General features: G+C 60.3%; 9 protein-coding genes. 1 reads left to right on the forward strand and 8 read right to left on the reverse strand.

Annotated elements, in window-relative coordinates; translation table 11 throughout:
- The first annotated feature begins 9 nt into the window (after positions 1–9).
- On the forward strand, positions 10–2,241 hold the full coding sequence (locus I2E69_RS12250; protein ID WP_195461519.1) for a fimbrillin family protein: 2,232 nt from the start codon (positions 10–12) through the stop codon (positions 2,239–2,241).
- Between the two features lie 75 nt (positions 2,242–2,316).
- On the opposite strand, the gene I2E69_RS12255 is transcribed toward I2E69_RS12250, so the two are convergent.
- From I2E69_RS12255 to I2E69_RS12290, 8 genes are all read right to left on the reverse strand, one after another.
- A complete protein-coding gene (locus I2E69_RS12255) occupies positions 2,317–3,297 on the reverse strand; it encodes a PorV/PorQ family protein (RefSeq protein WP_195461520.1) in 981 nt (326 codons plus the stop codon).
- 11 nt (positions 3,298–3,308) lie between these two features.
- Complete coding sequence (locus tag I2E69_RS12260) at positions 3,309–5,699, reverse strand: S8 family serine peptidase (RefSeq protein ID WP_195461521.1); 2,391 nt, start codon at positions 5,697–5,699, stop codon at positions 3,309–3,311.
- A gap of 68 nt (positions 5,700–5,767) precedes the next feature.
- Complete coding sequence (locus tag I2E69_RS12265) at positions 5,768–6,736, reverse strand: DUF4302 domain-containing protein (RefSeq protein WP_195461522.1); 969 nt, start codon at positions 6,734–6,736, stop codon at positions 5,768–5,770.
- A gap of 9 nt (positions 6,737–6,745) precedes the next feature.
- Positions 6,746–7,630 (reverse strand): putative zinc-binding metallopeptidase, encoded by an 885-nt coding sequence (locus I2E69_RS12270; RefSeq protein WP_195461523.1) that lies wholly within the window; start codon positions 7,628–7,630, stop codon positions 6,746–6,748.
- A 26-nt stretch (positions 7,631–7,656) separates the two neighbouring features.
- Positions 7,657–9,336 carry a RagB/SusD family nutrient uptake outer membrane protein gene (locus tag I2E69_RS12275; protein ID WP_195461524.1) on the reverse strand — a complete coding sequence of 560 codons (1,680 nt, stop codon included), beginning with the start codon at positions 9,334–9,336 and terminating at the stop codon, positions 7,657–7,659.
- A gap of 12 nt (positions 9,337–9,348) precedes the next feature.
- A complete protein-coding gene (locus I2E69_RS12280) occupies positions 9,349–12,669 on the reverse strand; it encodes a SusC/RagA family TonB-linked outer membrane protein (RefSeq protein WP_195461525.1) in 3,321 nt (1,106 codons plus the stop codon).
- Positions 12,670–12,758: 89 nt separating this feature from the next.
- Positions 12,759–13,835: a BACON domain-containing protein gene (locus I2E69_RS12285; protein WP_195461526.1), complete on the reverse strand. Its 1,077-nt coding sequence runs from the start codon at positions 13,833–13,835 to the stop codon at positions 12,759–12,761.
- A gap of 163 nt (positions 13,836–13,998) precedes the next feature.
- The gene (locus I2E69_RS12290) at positions 13,999–18,093 is read right to left on the reverse strand and encodes a hybrid sensor histidine kinase/response regulator transcription factor (protein WP_195461527.1); all 4,095 of its coding nucleotides are present in this window, start codon (positions 18,091–18,093) and stop codon (positions 13,999–14,001) included.
- Positions 18,094–18,128 lie beyond the last annotated feature (35 nt).

The following is an 18,128-nucleotide window of genomic DNA, read 5'->3' on the forward strand; positions in this document are numbered from 1 at the left end:
TAAAACACGATGAAACGAACCTATTTCATACTGTTGGCCGCTTTGCTGACGGCTGCATGCGCCGGGAACGGCGATACGGTGTCGCCGACGCCGCACGAGGGCGAGATTCTCTTCTCGGGATCGACGGCCGGCCCTGAGGTCCGGACCTCCTACGAAGATACGGAAACCGCGCTCCGGGTAAACTGGGTCAGGAACGACCTGATCGGTCTTTTCGCCGAGTCCGGCGGGCGGAGCCTGGGCGCAAATTTCGCCTACAAGGCGGTGGCATCGGGTGCGTCGAGCGATTTTACGGCCGCTTCGCGGCTTAATGTGATCCGCTGGGCCGACGCAACGTCCGATCACGATTTCTATGCTTATTATCCCCATGCGGAGACAGCCGCGGTCGATGTGACGGCCGTTCCGGTGTCGGTTCCCGCCGTGCAGACCCGTGCGGAGAGCGATCCGCTGGCGACCCTGGCCGCCCATGATTTCCTCTACGCTGCTGCACGTGGGATCAAAAAAGGCGACAACGCCGTCAGTCTACAGTTCAAACACCTTTTTTCAGTGCTCGAAATTCGGCTGACGACCGACCTGCGCGCGAAACTCGAAGGCGTGATTTTCCGCTGCGTTTCGGACGAGAAGGCCGCCGTGTCGATGGAGAACGCCACGGTCGATCTGCGTACGGGCGAAATGAACCTCTCCGGGGCTGCGGTTTCCAATGCCGTGCGGCTCGACTGTTCGGGCAACACCTCCGACGCCGAGGCGCTGGTGCTGCATCTGGTCGTAACGCCCGGGCATGCCGGTGAGACGTTCGAAGCGGTCGCTTTGGTCAACGGTAAAGAGTACGTCTTCGCCACCGTGAAGGCCCCGTCCGACGGCGGTATTCCGGCGGGTAAAACGGTGGTCGTCGAAGGGGAGGCAGCGCTCGATCCCGAAGATGCGCTTCCGGTCGTCGACCTTAGCGCCGAGGGTACGGCTAATACCTATTATGTCGATGCTGCCAATACGTTCTATCGCTTCCGTGCCGACGTAAAGGGCAACGGCAAGGCGCTGACCTGCGGCGGCCTCTCCTACACGGAGGTGGATCTGAGGATCGAACCGAAAGCCGCCCTCGTGCTGTGGTACAGTTGTTTGCAGACGAGCTATCTGCCGTGGATACAGGCGTCTCCCGTGGTGCTCAACAGCGTGAAACTCAAGAAGGACGGCTATATCTACTTCGATACGCCCGAAACCTTCGTCAACGGCAATGTGGTGATTGTGGCGATCGACAAGGAACTTGACTCTGAGCAGATCGAGGCCGGTGCGGACAACCGCATCTCGAACGCCGAGGTACTCTGGAGTTGGAATATCGTTTTCTCGGAGGGCTATGATCCCGACGCCGCGGAGAATTGCATCGTCAAGGGCGGCTATACCTTCATGGGCCGCAATCTGGGCGCCGTGATTGATTGGTCGCAGGCCGACATCAAGCCTAACCAGCAGCAGGAGTCCGTCGACCTGGCCTGGACTTCGGGTAACTGTTACCAGTGGGGCCGCAAGGATCCGTTCCCCGGCCTGTCGGATTACACGAGCGGCAATGCCTATTACATGACCGGGCTGTGGTTCGCTCCGGCTTATACGCCGATTCCGGCGCTGGACCGGGGAACCTTCGAGGCGTGGGGCCGGCAGGCGCATCATCAAATTATCGGCAATACGAAGGCGACGGTCGTCATCGACATCAACACGACGCTCGGAGCGGGCTATGCGTCGCAGGATGCGTTCGACCTGGGCCGGACCAATCCCCACCTTTGGCTCTACAAGAACCAGAATTACCTGACCGACAATGCCGGAAAAGCGGCCTGGGGCAATCCGTCGAAGGATGCGCACGGCGTGAAGACGATCTACGATCCGTGTCCCCGGGGCTGGAAGGTGATGAGCAAGCAGGCCTGGATGGCGCTGACGGACAATGAAAACCCCGACGCTGTGGTCGACGTTTCAAAGACCGGGCGCGGTATCTGGCTGGACGGCAAGTGGTTCTTTCCGCTGACGGGCGGTGCGCAGCATTGGCACAATTCGGATGCGTCCTGCAACGGAACTACCTGGGGTGGTTCCTGTGCGACTTATTATGTCGACGGTCCGGATTATACGGATTGGGGACACGTCGGAGCCTTCGTGACGGAAAGTAATTTCCCCAACGATGAAACCAAGCGGGGCGTTACCTGCAAGTCGCAGAACACCTATTCTGACCGGGGTGCGGCGGTGCGCTGCATCCGGATCGACGAGTAGTGGTTCGAACCGGTATCGGAAAAAGGAGCGGTACACCGAGTGTGCCGCTCCTTTCGTATGGATGCCGCCGGCCGTTTACAACAGAAATCCGACCGAAAAGAGAAACGTGTCGTTCAGCGGGTTGAACTTGTCGCCGCCCAGACGCAAGGCGGCGTCGCACCGCACGGGGCCTGCGATGAATCCGCAGCCTAGCGAAGCATAGTTGCCGGCTCCTTTGTCTTGCTGGCCGAGGTGGTAGCCGCCGCGCACGACGCCGTGGCGGAAAAAAGTGTATTCGACGCCTGCGGCCAGACCGGTGATCCCTCCCCGGAACTGGTGGCCCAGGTCGAGGGCGACGCCGAGCACGTGGTTCGGGCGGAAAGGCAGGTGGAGCGAGCCTCCGAGCGCGCCGCGTGTCGGCAGGCCGTAGCGCTTCCCGTCGGACGCCTTCACATCGGGTCCGATGTCGGCCAGTCGTAGTCCGACGATCCAGCGGGCGCCTTCCACGGCGCGGAGCGTTCCGCGGTAAGCCGCGCCGATGTCGAACGAGACGCCCTGTATGGGCTTCTCGCCGAATCCCTGGTCGGAACGGGCATAGCGGGCTGTCAGCGAGAGCGCCAGATTCCGGCCTATGCGGCGGCCGTAGCCGATCTCCGCAGAGAGGTCGCAGGGACGGGCCGTTCCGGCCGGGAATCCCTGTTCGTCGGTCAGTCCGACCCGGGGGCCGCGGAAATAGCGTACGCCGGCCAGCAGGGCGTTCCGTGAGTCGGGCGAGTAAAAGCCTCCCGCGCCGTAAAGCACGTCGGCGCCGTCGAAAGCCGTGTCCCAGGGGCCGGTGAACAGGGCGGCCCCTGCGTGCCGTTCGCCCACGAGACTTAACGCGGCGTTGGCGTAGATGGCCAGCGGATTGTCCGCGACGGCTGTCGCGGCTCCCGCCATGCCGGCCGTGCGGGCGTCGGTTTCCATGCCGAGAAACGGCATGATTCCGGCGTCGGCGGTCTGGGCTTGCGCCGCATAACCGCCTGCCGCGAAGAGAAGCGCCGCGGCGAGGCGTTTGATCGATTGGTAGGTATACATGGTGTTTGCGGTTATCGTTTGATGATGTGGCTGCTGAGTTTGCGGCTGTTGCACTCGACCGTGCAGGTGTAGGTCCCGGGTGTCAGTCCGGAAACGTCGATGCGTCCCGTGTCGCCGTTGTCCCCGGCGCGGACCGAAACCTGCGCAGCGAGGACCTGCTGTCCCGCCGCATTGTGGAGCCGGATGGGGAAATCGCCTTCGATGCCCGGAATGCGTACGTTGAGCACGTCGCGGCACGGGTTGGGGAAAAGTTCCATCGGGGCGCCCGTGCCGTCGACGATCGCTTGGAATTTGGATGTCGCCGTGGCGCCGTCGAGGTCCTTCGCCGTTACGGTCAGCGTCGTGCGGCCTGCGGCGCGGGGCAGGACGAGCAGTTCCGAGTCCTGCACGCGGCATTCCGCGACCTCTTCCGCGGAGGACGAAACGACGAACGTGAGCCGGTCGCCCGGCGCGTCGGCATCGGTGAAATGCTGACTGAGGTCGATGCTTCGGCCCGCTTTGTCATCGCTTTGTAGGAAGAGGTTCGGAATCGCTGCGGTCGCTTCGGGCGCGGTGTTTTCGCCGGTCCGGACGGAGATGACGACCGGGTGGGACGGAACCCCCGACGGACTTCGGCTGACGATCGCCAGGCAGTAGACCTGCCGCGGTTCCAGCCCTTCGATCCGGCAGGTGAAGGTCTCGCCGAGCCCCGCCGCTGAGGCAAAGGTGTACCGGACGGCCGTGGCGGGAATGTCGCCGACCGTGGCGGCTGTAAATGTCCGGGTGTCGGCGTAAACGTCGAACGACGCGACGGGACGTTCCGGGTAGCATCGCGGAACGCTCCACGACAATTCTGCATGGGTGCGGTGTCCCGATGCTGCGATCGTCCGTTCGTCGACCGGGTCCGGCTCGGCATCGTGGAAAAGGACGTATTCGGCGTCGACCAGCCCGTTGCCGAGCATTCCGGCATATTCGGGGTTGATCGATTCTGTGAATTGCTTTCGTCCCGAGCTTACGAGTATTTCCCGCAGTTTTTCGCTGGTAAAGCCCGGCCCCTGCGTACCGAATGCGGCGACGGCGAGAGCCGCGATGCCCGAAACCTGCGGCGCGGCCATCGAGGTCCCCGCGGAGTAACCGTAGCTGCCGTTAAGCGTGGTGCTGAAAACGCGGAACCGTTCGTCGCCTGTGGCATGGCCGCCCAGAGCCGCGAGGTCGATCCACGGGCCGTAGTTGGACCCTGTGACCTTACGGCCGTCGATGCCCAGCGACGCCACGGCCACCACTTTCTCGTAGGCTCCCGGGAACACCGGGTCAGAGATGCCGTCGTTGCCCGCCGCGAAAATGACGATGCCGCCCTTCATGGGACCCGTTTGGTTGCCGTCCTCGTCGCATCCGGCGTATTCGATGAAGTAGTCGATGGCCGCTTTGCCCGACTGCGACAGGTCCGCGAGGCCGGGAACGTAGGTCCAACTGTTCTGACTGATGACGGCTCCGTGGTCGGCCGTCCAGGTCATGATTTCCTCGATCGTCGCGGCGTCGCGCCCCGGCTCGTCGAAAATCTGGCAGCTCATCAGGCGCACGCCGCTTCCGGGCGTTCCGTCGCCGCCCGCGATGCCGCAGACGCCGATTCCGTTGTTGTTGACGGCTCCGATCGTGCCTGCGACATGCGTGCCGTGGCTGCTGGGGGTGATTTCCGTGTTATGGCGGCAGAAATTGTAGCCGCAAGCGCCCTGTTCGTCGTGCCAGATGTTTGCCGCCAGGTCGGGATGCGTGTAGTCGATGCCGCCGTCCACCACGGCGACGATTATATCTTTGTGCCCGGTGCTGACGCTCCATGCCGGGAAGATGTTGAGATCGGCCACAGCCGTCGATCCGACGGCGGAACCCTCCCGGCGGTAGAGCCACTGATTGACCAGCAGCGGGTCGTTGAATCCGGAGCCGGCGGCATTGCCCGGACCTGCGGCGTCGAGCGGTCCGGAACTGACTTGTGTGACCGCAGCACCGGCGGGAACCATGCGCGGGACGGGTTCGATGCACTCGACTTCGTCCACCCGGCCGAAGCGCTTCATGGCTTCCCCGACGGAGATCGTCCCGGAGAAACGAACATCGTACCACAGATGAAGTCCGGCCCTGCGGCGGCGTTCGCGGAAACGGTCGCCGTCGGAAAAGACGCGCTGTACGGCGGTTGCTCCGGCGCGGGTGGCCGCGGCGTCGAACGCCGCGATTCCCGAGCCGCTGCCGCTGCGGGTGAAGGCGCGGGTGTCGAGTTCTGCGGCTGTTCCGCGCAGTTTGATCCGGAATACGCCGGGTACGTAAAGTTCCTGTGTTTGGATTTGTCCGCCGCCGGGAGCGGCGCCGGACTCCGGTTCCCCGGCGCAGGCCGTCAGCAGGAGAAGCGCCGGAAGGAGAGAGAAGTGTTTCATCGGTTTTCAAAGGAAAAAAGTCCGGAGCCGGCGGGCGGCATCCGGACCGAATGAATGTTTCTTACGGATTACGGAATCAGTTTGATGTCGAGGAATGAGTCGGTACATACGTAACAGTCTGATGCCGAGGTGGGTCCCAACTGCCATTTGAAGGTTTGCATCGTCTGGCCCGGGAGACCGAGCGCCTCGCCCCGGAACGTGTAGGGGGCGTAGATCTGCATGACGTTGTCCGGCAGATAGATGACGCTGACCGGATCGCTGGCTTCGACCGTTTCGTAGACCGGATTTCCCGATTCGTCCACCTTCCCCCGGCCGTACTCGTCGGAGGCCTGACGACGATAGTTGTAGCGGAGCGTCCAGACCTTGCTGGCGGCGTACTGCCGGAAGTTGGTCGTGAGCGTTGCATTGGGCCGCGTGAGGGTTCCGATCTGTTCGCCATTGGCCGTTACCTTGAACTCGGTCTCGTTGATCGCCAACTGACTGTTGCGGATGGCTTCGAGATAGCTCTCCGGGGAGTATTGCCCCGAAAGCGGCGTCATGCGAATCCGATTGCCGGTCTTGATACCCCGCAGGATAATCTCGTCGAAAGCCGGAGAGAGCGACATGAACGTGAATTCGTAATCGCCTTTCCATCCCTGATAACCTGCGCCGTTGTCTCCGGGGAACGAAAAGAAATGCAGGTAGTCGTTGTGGGTTGCGAATTTAAGCATGGGCCCGGTCGAAAATTCGATCCGGTATTCCGATTCCGTCCGCAGGGGATCGGCCTCGATGAAGGTGCTTCCCTCGAACCATGCTTTGACCGTGCGGTCGTCCTGGAATTCGACGATGTAGATCCAGCCGCCGTAACCGAGGTTTTCGTCGGGGAAGTACTCCATCACCCACGTCTTTCCGGCCTGCAATGCGAATTTGTAACGTTCGAGCGTCTGCTCGATCCGGGCCGAGGTCGATTCGCCGAAGTTGTCGTCCGAATCGTCGCATGCGGCGGCCGAGAGCAGCACTCCGGCCAACAGCAGCAATATGTTGATTCTCTTTTTCATAGGTTCAGTTTAGTCTTCGAGGTTTGTCCAGTCGATGTTTCCGAGTTCGGAGATCCGGCGTAGGTAGATGTCGCTCCATTTCGCCGCGTCTACGCCGAAATCGTCGCGGAGCCATGCGATGAGGATCGCGCGCTTCTTCTCGATTTTGGCGCGTCCGTCCGCGCTTTCGATCGAGGAGAGCATCGACTCCCACTCCTGGGCGTTCATGCTGATCAGGCGTCCGCCCGTCTCGGCGATATCCTCGGCGGGACTCGAACGCGCATACTTCGAGACGAAGCCCAGTTCCATGAAGTCGTTGCCGCTTTGGGCGTACTTGTCGCCCACGTAGTCGCTCTGCGTGATGGTGTCGTAGTCGCTCGGCACGGGGTATGTACCGTCGAGGATGTGCATGAACTCGTGGAGCATTGTTCCGGCGATTCGTTCGCTGTCCTTCTCGCGGTCGAAGAATTTTACGCCGAGGACGTTGATCTGAAGGCCGTTTTCGGCCGAAGCCAGCACCGTGTTTCCGGTGCTGCTGATTTCGAAACTCCCCACCAGGTAGAGTACGCGCGGAAAATAGCTTTTTGCGAAGAGCAGCGGGTCCTTCCGGTCGGCCATCAGCTCCGCCATGGCGTCGAGCGTCGAGTATTTGATCAGTTTGGCCACTTCGATCGATTTGTCCACGGGCGGCGGTGACACCCAGTAGTTGAAGTGGGTTTCGCGGTCGGGCATGCGGTATTCGAAGCGGATGTTGTAGGGCTCCGTGTAGTGCCGGTCGAGCCAGAAGTCGAATTCGGTCTTTTCCTCGGTGGGATCGACGAATATGCTTTTTCCGTCCGGTTCGTCCTTGTCGCACGAGGTCGTCGCGCCTGCGGCGAGCAGGAGCAGGAACAGCGGTATGATTGTCGGTTTCATATTCAATATGGATGTTTGGCGGATGGTTACTGACAGAATGGATGGTCGGGACGGTTCTCGTTGCGGGGATTCGCCTCCAATCCGGCCGTGATGACCTCCTGGGGCAGTTGTAGGGCGCGGCGAAGGTCTTTCTCGCCGAGCGTGGCCGCAACCGTGAACCCGGTCGTGTTGTCGTCGTTATAAGCCGAGTCGTCGAAGCGGTCGACCACGATGCCGTAGCGTTTGATGTCGCTCCAGCGCAGTCCGTCGGCGATGGTTTCGATGCGGCGGCAGAAGAGCGCGCATTGCAGCATGTACTCCTGTTCGCCGGCCTCGACCGGAAAGCCGTGGGGATGGAGCGGCTTGCGCGATGTCGGTTCCAGGGGCGTGTACTCAGCGATGTAACGGTCCGACGAAGGATCGCCGTAGACCTCGGCGATGCGTTCGCGGGTCAGCAGTTCGATGTCGTTCTGTCCGACCAGGTAGAACGAACCAATCCAGGCATTGAGGTCGGCGACAGCCTTGTCGTACTCCTTGAGGTGGATGTAGGCCTCGGCGCGGCTCAGCACCGTTTCGTTGGTCGTGAACGCCACCATCGTCGAGCGGCCGATTCCCACGCCGGTTACCGGGTCGGTTACCTCCCACTGGTTCGGCCATTTGGGCATGTAGATCTTGTTGTGGTCGTTGCCCTGCCAGATGAAAGGCGGGTGCTGGTAGACCTTTTCGATGCAGTTGTCCTTCCATTGGTCCCACGGACCGCCCATCGGCCGCTTCGCGCGATAGGTCTCCTTCTTGGCGATGCGGTAGTTGTGGGTGAAGCGTGCGCCGGAACTGCTCCAGGCGTTGAAAAGCGATCCGTTGCCGGTCACCATGGGAATCATCAGCAGGTTGAACGAATGTCCGACGCTGATGTAGTCGAGCGTGCGGACCGAGCCGTCCCAGGCCAGTTGCTTGACTGCCGACCAGTCGCGCATCACGGTCGAGGGATCGCTGCCGAGGACCTCGGAAGCATATTTGACCACCTTCCCCCACTTCAGGTAGTAGAGGTTGAACCTGGTGGCGAAAGCATAGGCGGCGCTGCGGTTGAAGTGGTATTTCGGAACCGAGTAGTTGGCATCGTTGATCAGGGGCAGCGCCTCTTCGATGTCGCGGTCGATCTTCTCGTATACTTTTTTGAGATCATCCCGGTGGTAAACCGGGTTAAGCGTCGTTTCGGGAGCCTCCATGTAGGGGATTCCCAGGTATTCGCCGCTCTTCTCGGGATGGTAGGGGAGGCAGTAGAGCATCGTGAGGCAGAAGTGCGAATAGGCCCGGCAGAGCAGGGCTTCGGCTTTGGCCGGAAGCAGTTCTTTGGGCGTACCCTGTTTCTCGATCGCTTCCAAGGCGGTGTTGGCCGCGGCGATCGCGGAGTAATAGGCCTGCCAGGTGTTCTTGTTGCTGTCATTTTCGGCCTCGTTCATGTCCATCCAGTAGCTGTTGTGTTCCAGCAGCCGGCTGGTGTTGGGGTTGCCTGCCCCCATGTCGTCGCAGTTGTCCGATGCGATTTCGCACATGCGGGTGAAACTGCGCGAGGGGTAGGCCGACACGAGCAGCCGGTTGATTTTGTCCGGCGTGTCGAGTTCGGTTCGGTTGTCGGGCAGTTCGTCGAGGAAATCGTTGCAGGCAACGAGTGTGAGCGAACCGATGCCGAGAAACATTATGCGTGATATCAGTTGTTTAATTTTCATGGCGGAGCGGATTTAGAAGCTGACGCGGAGCGTCAGGGTGAACTGTTTGGGCATCGGCACTGCAACGCCGCCTGTGTTGAAGAATTCGGGGTCCTGGCCTTGCAGTTTCTTGTCCGAATAGATCAGGAACGGGTTGGTTGCCTGGAACTTGAGCGACAGACCGCTCATGCGCAGCTTCGAAGTGATCGACTGCGGGAAGTCGTACGAGAGCGAAATCTCCTTCATGCGGATGAAATCGCCCTTGGCGACCCGGACATCGGAATAGTTGTAGGCGCTGTACGCGACGTAGAGGTTGGGGATGTCGTTGTTTTGCCGCGTGCTGGCGATGACCGGAACATTGGTCCGCCGTTCGTCGCCGGGGTTGAGGTAGCGGTTGGCGAATTCCCGGGGCATAGCCGTCAGGTCGGAATAGCTGTTCGAGAAGATCGGATCGAGACGGACGACGTTCCCGAAGGAGTAGGTCATGAAAACATTGAGCGTGAATCCCTTGTACTTGAAGATGTTGCCCAGACTGCCCGTGATGGTGGGATCGACCGGACCTTCGTAGACGAGGTTGCTCATGTTCATCGTTTCCTGGAACTGGATGTTCGTCGAGGTGATGCTGCCGTCGGCAGCGAGGAACGTCGGGATGCCCATCTCGTTAAGACCCTTGAATTTCAGCGAGAAGAGCGAGCCGCGCGGTGTCCCCTCCATCGAGTAGCCCGTGCCGGTGATGTAGTCGATCATGCGCGTCGAGGTTTTGAGTTTGGTAACCTCGTTGTCCATCCAGGCGAAGATGAAGTTGGTCTGCCACTTGAAGTCCTTGCGTTCGATGTTGCGCGTGAAGAGCGAAAGTTCCACGCCCTGCGATTTCATCTCCGCAACGTTGCCCTGCTTGTCCACGGCGCCGCCCAGGCCCATCGTTACGACGTTGCCGATCAGGTCGAAGTTGTTGCGCCGGTAGGCGTCCATCGAAAGGGTGATGCGATCGTCGAGGAATCCCATGTCGAGGCCTACGTTCATCTCGTGTTTCTTTTCATAGGTCAGTTCCGAGTTCTCGGGAGCCGAGATGCTCAGCGCCGGTTCCCGGATTTCGGTCGCTCCGCGCCACGGGTTCAGCGGGTAGATCGTGGCCGTGGAGTTGTTGACCCATGCGGGTCCCCGGTCGGCCGTGAGACTGTAGGAGAGGCGCAAAGCGAGGCTGGAAAAGGCCGGACGAAGCGGTTCGAAGAACGACTCCTGATCGACGCTCCATTTGCCGGCTATGTTCCAGGTCGGCAGCCAGCGCGCCTTGCGCGAGCGGCCCAGCCGGTTGGAACCCTCGTAACGGAGCGTACCGTTGATCGTGTAGCGGTAGTCGTAGGAGTAGGAGAACGTGCCGGCGAAGGCGGCGTTGCGCTCCCGCGTGTTGGACAGGCTGTAATACTGGGTGTTCTCCTCCAACTGCTTCTTGAACAGGTCGAGGATATAGAACGGGGTTTCACCCATGTCGTATTGCAGGCCCCAGCCCTGGAACGAGGTGGCGCGGCGGTCGATGGCGTTGATCTCCACGATGCCGAACAAGTTCAGGATGTGCTTGTCGTCGAACGTGTCGTTGTAGCTGATCGAAGCGCGGAAGTCGCGGCTCTTGGCGCGGAAGTCGCTCCGTTTGTAGATGCCGCCCTGGGGCAGGATCGAGTATTTATCGCGGTTCGGGGCGTCGGGGTTGTCGTAGAGATAAGGGTTGTTGTTCTGGATGATCGAGGTGGCCATCGAGCGGTAGGCCTGCGCCTGGTTCGAACCGTCCTCGATGTGGTGTTCGGTGCTCGAAGCCTGGTACTTGATCGCCCCGAGAGCCGAAACTTCGACTTTCGGCGTGATTTTCCATTTGAGCTCGGCCTGGAATTTCACGTCGCTCACGTTCAGGTCCATGTAGTTCTTCGACAACTCGTCCTTGATGTTGAACGGCGTGTAGTTGCGGGTGTAGAACTCGTCGGGGTCGAGTGTGCGCGACGAACGCAGTGCGTAGGAGTAGGGGTTGATGTCGAAGTCGCGCTTGACGGTCCCGAACACGGCGTCTACCTCCGACGAGAGCGATCCAGGCGCACGCTGTTCGCGGTACGAGGCGTTGCCGATGAGGTTCAGCGTCAGTTTGTCTTTGAGGATGTGCTGCGTGGTGTTGACCAGAAGCGTGTAGCGGTTCACTTTGCTCTGGATGCTCCATCCCGGATCGACCATCGCGCCGACAGAGGCGTAATACGAACCCTTTTCACCGCCCGAGGAGATACTGGCCGAATGGCTGTGCTGGATGCTGTTGCGGAAAAGTTCCTTAAACCAGTCGGTGTTGCGGAATTCGGCCTGCCGCAGGTAGGCGTTGCGCCCTTCGGGGGTGTTCAGCACGGCGAACTGCCCCGTGGCGGGATCGTAGGTGTTGATCAGTTGCGACAACTTGCCGTAGACGCCGCTCTCGGAGCGGTACACGGTGTTGGCGTAGTTGAGCCAGCCTTTGTCGTACATCTCCTGGTAAACGGCCATCTGCTCCTGCGAGTTCATGATGTTGAAGTTCGAGTAGCTGGGCGTCATGCGCATCGTGAATTCGCCGGTGTAGCTGACCTTCGTAACGCCGGGCGTGCCTTTCTTCGTGGTGATGACGATGACGCCGGCCATGGCGCGGGCGCCGTAGATCGAGGTCGCCGAGCCGTCCTTGAGAATCTGGAAACTCTCGATGTCGTCGGCGTTGAGTCCGGCGATGGCCGAGCTGATGAGCGTCGTAGCGTCGCCCGACGACAGGGAGTTGGCGTCGACGTTGATCACGTCCTCCATGATCACGCCGTCGACCACCCACAGCGGCTTGGAGTCGCCGAAGATCGACGTGGCGCCGCGGATGCGGATTTTGGGTGCGGCGCCGAAGGTTCCGGAGACATTCTGCACCGACACGCCGGCCGAGCGGCCTTCAAGACCGCGGCTGATTTCGCTGATGCCGTCCAGTTTGACATCCGAGGCCAGGAGCTGGTCGGTGGCTCCGGTAAAGATACGCTTGTCCATCTTCTGCATACCGGTTACTACGACCGATGCGATCTCCTGCGCGCTCGCTTTGAGCACGAAGTCCATGCGGTCGGCGTCGACCTTCTTCTCGACCGGGTCGTATCCCAGGAAGGATACCCGCAGCACGGCCCCGGCGGGAACATTTTTGAGCGTATAGAGTCCGTCGATCGCTGCCGTGGCGGCATTGTTCGTGCCGACGACCTGGACGACGGCGCCTGTCAGCGGTGTGCCGTCCTCTTCGGATACTTTGCCTGTTACCACGCGGTTCTGCGCCGAGGCCCGGCACATTACCGCTATGGCGAGCAGGATGAGTATGGTCAGTTTTTTCATAGGTCAGTCATTGAGGTTCTTGGTTCCGGTGCACAGGCGGGACCGCGGCCGGCGAAGGTCGCGGCCCGCCCGTTGCATCGGGTGATAGGTTAGTAGTTTTTGGAAAGTTCCAGCGCGTTGGTCAGGCAGAGTTGTCCGGTGAAGCTCCAATATCTGTCGTTGTTCTCCCAGAAGCAGAGCGTTTTGGCCACCTTGCCGTTGCCCTGGCCGTTGTCGCCGAACACGAGTTGGATCGTGCCCGCGCTTTCGTCGAAGACGGGCTCCGCCGCCCAGGCGACCACGCCCGCCTGCGACCAGATGTAGTTGCCCTGGCCGTTCTGCGGCCCGTTGAAATGGAGGGTGTAAAACTTCGTTCCCGAGGAGCCCAGTTCCTGGCCGGTCTGAATGACCACCTTGCCGTCGGCAAACTCCGCCGTGAACGGATAATCCTTGAGTGCGGGATCGTTGATGGTAACCTTGAACGAATATTGATTTTCCCTGACGGCGAACGTGATCGACGAGAGATTCTGGATGCTTCCGGCCAGAATGTCGGTTTTGGTTACGTTCCACGTGCCGAGCAGGAAGTCGTAGGTGCTCTTTTTGGGCTGTATGAGCGTGATGATTACCGGCTCACCCTCCTCGGGCGTGAGCTCCGCGCGGCCCTTCACCTCGACGCGGCTCGACGCTTTGTTCGACGTGAAGCTGATGCTCGTGCCGTCCTCGCTCTTCGAGAACGAGAAGGCCTCGTTCGGGTTCTCGGTAAGTTTTACTTCATAGGTTCCGGAGCAGGTTACCGCTGCGGAAAGCGTGCGGTCCGTGTCGGAGAAGATGAGCGTCGTGGGCGTAACGACGAGTCCCCTGAATTTATCCTGAACGACGCTGATCAGCAGCGGGGCGAGTCCTTCGGCCTTTACGGTGACGGTGGCCGTGCGCTCCCGATCGCCCGTATACGCCAGAACGTTGAGGTTGACGGTCGAACCGATGACTGCGGTGCGGCACCACGTTTCGCTCGATTCCGCGGTTATATTCCTTCCGCCGGCATCCACGACGGCACTGGCGAGGCCGCCCTTGTAGTCGAATTTTTCACGCGTGATACTTCGGAGCGAAACGGACGTGGGATCGTCGTCTTTTTCGCATCCCGTCAGCATGGCCAGGGAAGCCAGCAATAAAAGTAGGTAATGCTTCATAATGGGTAATTTTGGGTTGGTTGGTTGATTCCGCATTGTCGACCCGGCCAGGCGGCCGGACCGGATTCAATGTAAAATTACCGAATCGGGGCTTCTGCGTTGAAAAATATCGTTCACTTTTACGACAAAATCGGCCCGGAGGCTCCGGATGCCGGAAAAGGGCTTATTCTTCCTCCGGCGCCTGTGTTTCAGCTCCCTGTTTTTCGAGGAATTCGGTCGGCAGGATTCCGAACTGCTTGGCGAAGCATTTGGCGAAATAGGACGACGAACTGAAACCGGTGAGGAACCCGATTTCGGTGATGCGGTATCGGCCTTCGATGATCATGTGTTTCGCCTCTTTCAGGCGGATGAGTTTCATGAAGTCGTTCGGCGTCATGCCCGTGACGGCTTTCAGCTTCCGGAAGATCAGCGTGCGGCCCATCGCCAGTTCGCGGGCGAGGAGTCCCACCGACAGGTCCGGGTCCCGCATGTGGGCGATGATCACGTCGCGGCATTTGAGGATGAACTCCTCGTCGAGCCGGTTGTGCTGTGAAACCGGCTCGAACTCGGTCATGAATTTGCCCGCATAGAGACGCCGTATCTCGTCGCGCGTATGGAGCAAACTGGAAATCTGCGCTTTGAGCTGGTCGGGTGAGAAGGGCTTTTCGATATAGGCGTCGGCACCGCATTCGAGTCCCTCGATCTTGGAACTTACACCGGTCCGTGCCGTGAGCAGGATCACGGGAATGTGGCTCGTGGAGATGTCGTTCTTGATCCGCCGGCAGAGTTCGATTCCGTCGATGTCGGCCATCATGATGTCGCTTACGATCAGGTCGGGATCGTTGCTCCGGAGCAGGTTGAGCGCCTGGCTGCCGCTGTTCGTCGAGATGACGAAATAGTCGCTTCCGAGCATTTTGACCAGGAAATCGAGGATGTTGCTGTCGTCATCCACGACCATTACCGTATGGGTCCTGACCGTCGCGTCGGCAGTCTGTTGTACAGCCGCTTCCGGACGGGTCTCTTTTTGCAGCAGCGGTTGCTCGACGGCTTCTGCATTAAGCGGCGTTTTTGCGGGAATCTTCGCCCTTTCGCCCGCAGGTTCGGGGATGAATGCCGTCAGCAGGGCCCCGGGTTTTCCGTCCGGACGTTCCGCCGCGGCGATCGTTCCTCCCATCAGGCGGATAAAGAACCGGCACAGGTGCAGGCCGATTCCGACGCCGGATGCGAATCCGTTGTTCCGGGCCTGGTAGAAGGCGTCGAAAACCTTTTCGCGCTCCTCGGGCGGGATGCCGGGACCGTCGTCCCATACCTCTACCGTGAGACCGTTGTCCCTGCGGCCGATGCGGATGTGGATTTCCCCGTCGGCGAAACGCAGGGCGTTGGACAACAGGTTGCTCACGATCTTGGTCAGCGCCTCCCGGTCGGTGATCTGCATCAAGCGGTCGGGGATCTCCTCGATCAGACGGATGCGCCGTTGCTGTGCTGTGGGTCCGAACATGGCCAACTGCTCCCGGACGAGTTGCCCGACATCGCAGATGTCGTAGCGGAGCTTGTATCTGTTCGAGTCGATCTTCCGGAAATCGAGCAGTTGGTTGACCAGCGAATGGAGCCGGTGGTAATTCTGCTTGATGACGGCCAGATACTCCCCGTCCTCGTCGGAAATCCGTCGCGACTTCATCACCTGCTCCAGCGGACCGATGATCAGGCTTAGCGGGGTGCGGATTTCGTGGGTGATATTGGTGAAAAAACTGATCCGCTGCTCGTAGAGATTCCGTTCGTTTTCGCGTTTGATCTGATCGATCTTCTCCCGCTGCTGCTGTTCGGTGCGCCGCATCAGGTAGCGCAGGCCGGCGGCCGCTGCGAGGAGCGCAAGTACGGCATAGCCTGCCAAAGCGCCTTTCGACCGGAAAAATGACGGCCGGATGCGGATCCTGAGTTTGGTCTCGTCGGGGTTCCATTGCATGTCGCCGTTACCGACCTGTACCCGGAAGCAATACTCCCCGGGGTGCAGGTTGTTGTAGTTGACCGAAGCGTTCCGGCTGTCGGTCATGGACCAGTGGTCGTCGAGTCCGTCGAGCCTGTAACGGTAACGGCAATCTCCCGGGAAGAGGTAGGTCGGTGACACGAAGCGGAACCCTACCGATGTCTGGCGGTGCGACAACGTGATCTTCCGGGTATGTTCGATGGGAACTGAAAGCGGCGATTCATAGTCCTCCGTATGGGTTACGGGTTGGCCGTCTAACGAAAACCGGGTGATTATGGCCGGATAGAGGCTCCAGTCGCCCACGATGTCATGGGGCGGGGTGAACGAACAGATGCCGTCGGTCGTGCCCAGCACGATGCGTCCGTCGGAAGAGAGGATTCCCGAATTGGACATGAATTGTTCGGTGTGGAGCCCGTCGGCGCGCGAATAGCGTTTCAGTTGTCCGGTCTCGGGATAAAAGACGACCAGTCCCCGGTCCGTCGTGATCCAGAGACGGTCGTTTTCGGGGATGATCCGCTGGATGATCTTACTGGGCAGGGGCAGGGTCTCGTAGCGGACGAAGCCGCCGTCTTTTTCGTCGTAACTGCATAGCCCGTAACCGTTGGTTCCGATCCACAGCCGGTTTGTGCGGTCGACGGCGAGCGTGTTGACCGCATTGCGGCTGATGGTCGAGGTATCGTCGGGATCGTACCGGTAGTGCCGCAAGCGATCGGTGCGGGTGTCGTAGGCGTAGAGTCCGTCTTCGTTCGTCGCGATCCAGAGGCGTCCGGCATGGTCCTCCGTGATGTCCGAAATCCGCACGCCGGGCTCGCGCGCCACGAAACGGTCGCCGAGCCGGTCGTAATAATAGAGACCTACCGAGGTCCCGGCCCAGATACGGCCGCTGCTGCTCTGGCAGAGGACGAAGACGCGCGAACTGGGATCCGAGGGGTCGGAAAGATAGGATTTCACTGCTCGGCTTTTCATATCTATGGCTTCGATGCCCCGTTGGAAGGCGGCGATCCAGAGCGTTTGTTCGTCGACGAGCAGTGAAAAGACGTTGTAGATGGCGGTCCCGACGTTTTGGGCCGTGCGGTACGGAACGATCGTGCCGTCGTGCTTGTCGAAGAGCAGGATGCCGTTGTTTTCGGTTCCCAGCAGGTAATGTCCTTCTTTTATTTCGCAGACCGCGCTGACGACCTTGCTCCGGTCGGAGTTGTCGTTCTCGCGCGTAGCGTAGCAGGTAAAGTTGCTACGGGCGGGATGAAACTCTACGCCTTCGTAACACGACCCGAACCAGAAATTTCCTTCGCGGTCGTACAGGAAGGAGAAGACGTTCCAGCATTTGGTGCGCGTGAAGGGCGCTTCGGCCTCTTCCACGGGACGCAACCCCGATTCGGAGACGCGATAGAGCGTGGCCCCGCTGTTTGCGCAGACGAGCAGTTCGCCCGGCGCCCGTTCCTTCAGGTAGTGGATGCGCTGCAGGCGGCGTTCCCCGCTGCGGTCGTCGTAATTGGTGAAACGACCCGTGCTCCGCTCGAAGCGGTCGAGACCGGAACTCACCGTCCCGAGCCACAGCGTGCCGTACGAGTCTTCCGTGATGGCGTCGATCGAGTTGTCCGAGATGCCGTTCCGCCCGTCGGTCTCTTTCCGGTAACGGGTGAAGCGTTCCGTTTGTTTGGAGAATGCGCAAAGCCCTTCGCTGTAGGTTCCGATCCAGATAGTCCCGTCTTTGCTCTCGTAAATGGTCGAAATATAGTCTTGCGCGATGGAAGTGTCGTCATCGGGAAGATGGCGGTAGACTGTGAGCCGGTTCGTTTCGGGGTTCCAGCGGAAAAGCCCCGAATTGACGGTCGCGATCCAGATCTCCCCCCCCCGGTCCTCGATGACTTCGGTCGTCTGTCCCGTAACGGATGTCCCGTCAGCGGTCCTGGCGTCGAAATGCCGGAACCGGTCGGTTGCGGGCGTATAGATGTCCACGCCGTTGTCGAGTGCAAGCCAGATCTGCCCGCGGCTGTCGAGCGTCATCCGGCGGATGTTGTTGCTCGAAATGCTCGACCGGTCGCCGTCGGCATGGGTGTAGCTGCGGAACTCGTGTCCGTCGAAACGGCACAGTCCGTTGTCGGTCCCGAACCAGATGAACCCCACCGAGTCCTGCACGATGCCGTAGACGTGATTGGACGACAGGCCGTCGTCCACCGTATAGTTGCGCAGGTTGTGGTAGACGGTGGCGTTCGCCGATTCGGTACGGCCCGGCAGGAATGAGACGAAGAGCGGAAACAGGAATAAAGCAATGCGACGAAAAGTTCGGTTCATGGCTGATTTGGGTTATTGCAAAAATAACCAATGCC

This window comes from Alistipes sp. D31t1_170403_E11, assembly GCF_015553985.1.
GTDB lineage: Bacteria > Bacteroidota > Bacteroidia > Bacteroidales > Rikenellaceae > Alistipes > Alistipes montrealensis.

Bases quoted from the DNA above. Each gene is read 5' to 3' on its own strand.
- I2E69_RS12250 (WP_195461519.1), top strand. From the start codon at position 10: ATGAAACGAACCTATTTCATACTGTTGGCCGCTTTGCTGACGGCTGCA.
- I2E69_RS12255 (WP_195461520.1), bottom strand. From the start codon at position 3,297: ATGTATACCTACCAATCGATCAAACGCCTCGCCGCGGCGCTTCTCTTC.
- I2E69_RS12260 (WP_195461521.1), bottom strand. From the start codon at position 5,699: ATGAAACACTTCTCTCTCCTTCCGGCGCTTCTCCTGCTGACGGCCTGC.
- I2E69_RS12265 (WP_195461522.1), bottom strand. From the start codon at position 6,736: ATGAAAAAGAGAATCAACATATTGCTGCTGTTGGCCGGAGTGCTGCTC.
- I2E69_RS12270 (WP_195461523.1), bottom strand. From the start codon at position 7,630: ATGAAACCGACAATCATACCGCTGTTCCTGCTCCTGCTCGCCGCAGGC.
- I2E69_RS12275 (WP_195461524.1), bottom strand. From the start codon at position 9,336: ATGAAAATTAAACAACTGATATCACGCATAATGTTTCTCGGCATCGGT.
- I2E69_RS12280 (WP_195461525.1), bottom strand. From the start codon at position 12,669: ATGAAAAAACTGACCATACTCATCCTGCTCGCCATAGCGGTAATGTGC.
- I2E69_RS12285 (WP_195461526.1), bottom strand. From the start codon at position 13,835: ATGAAGCATTACCTACTTTTATTGCTGGCTTCCCTGGCCATGCTGACG.
- I2E69_RS12290 (WP_195461527.1), bottom strand. From the start codon at position 18,093: ATGAACCGAACTTTTCGTCGCATTGCTTTATTCCTGTTTCCGCTCTTC.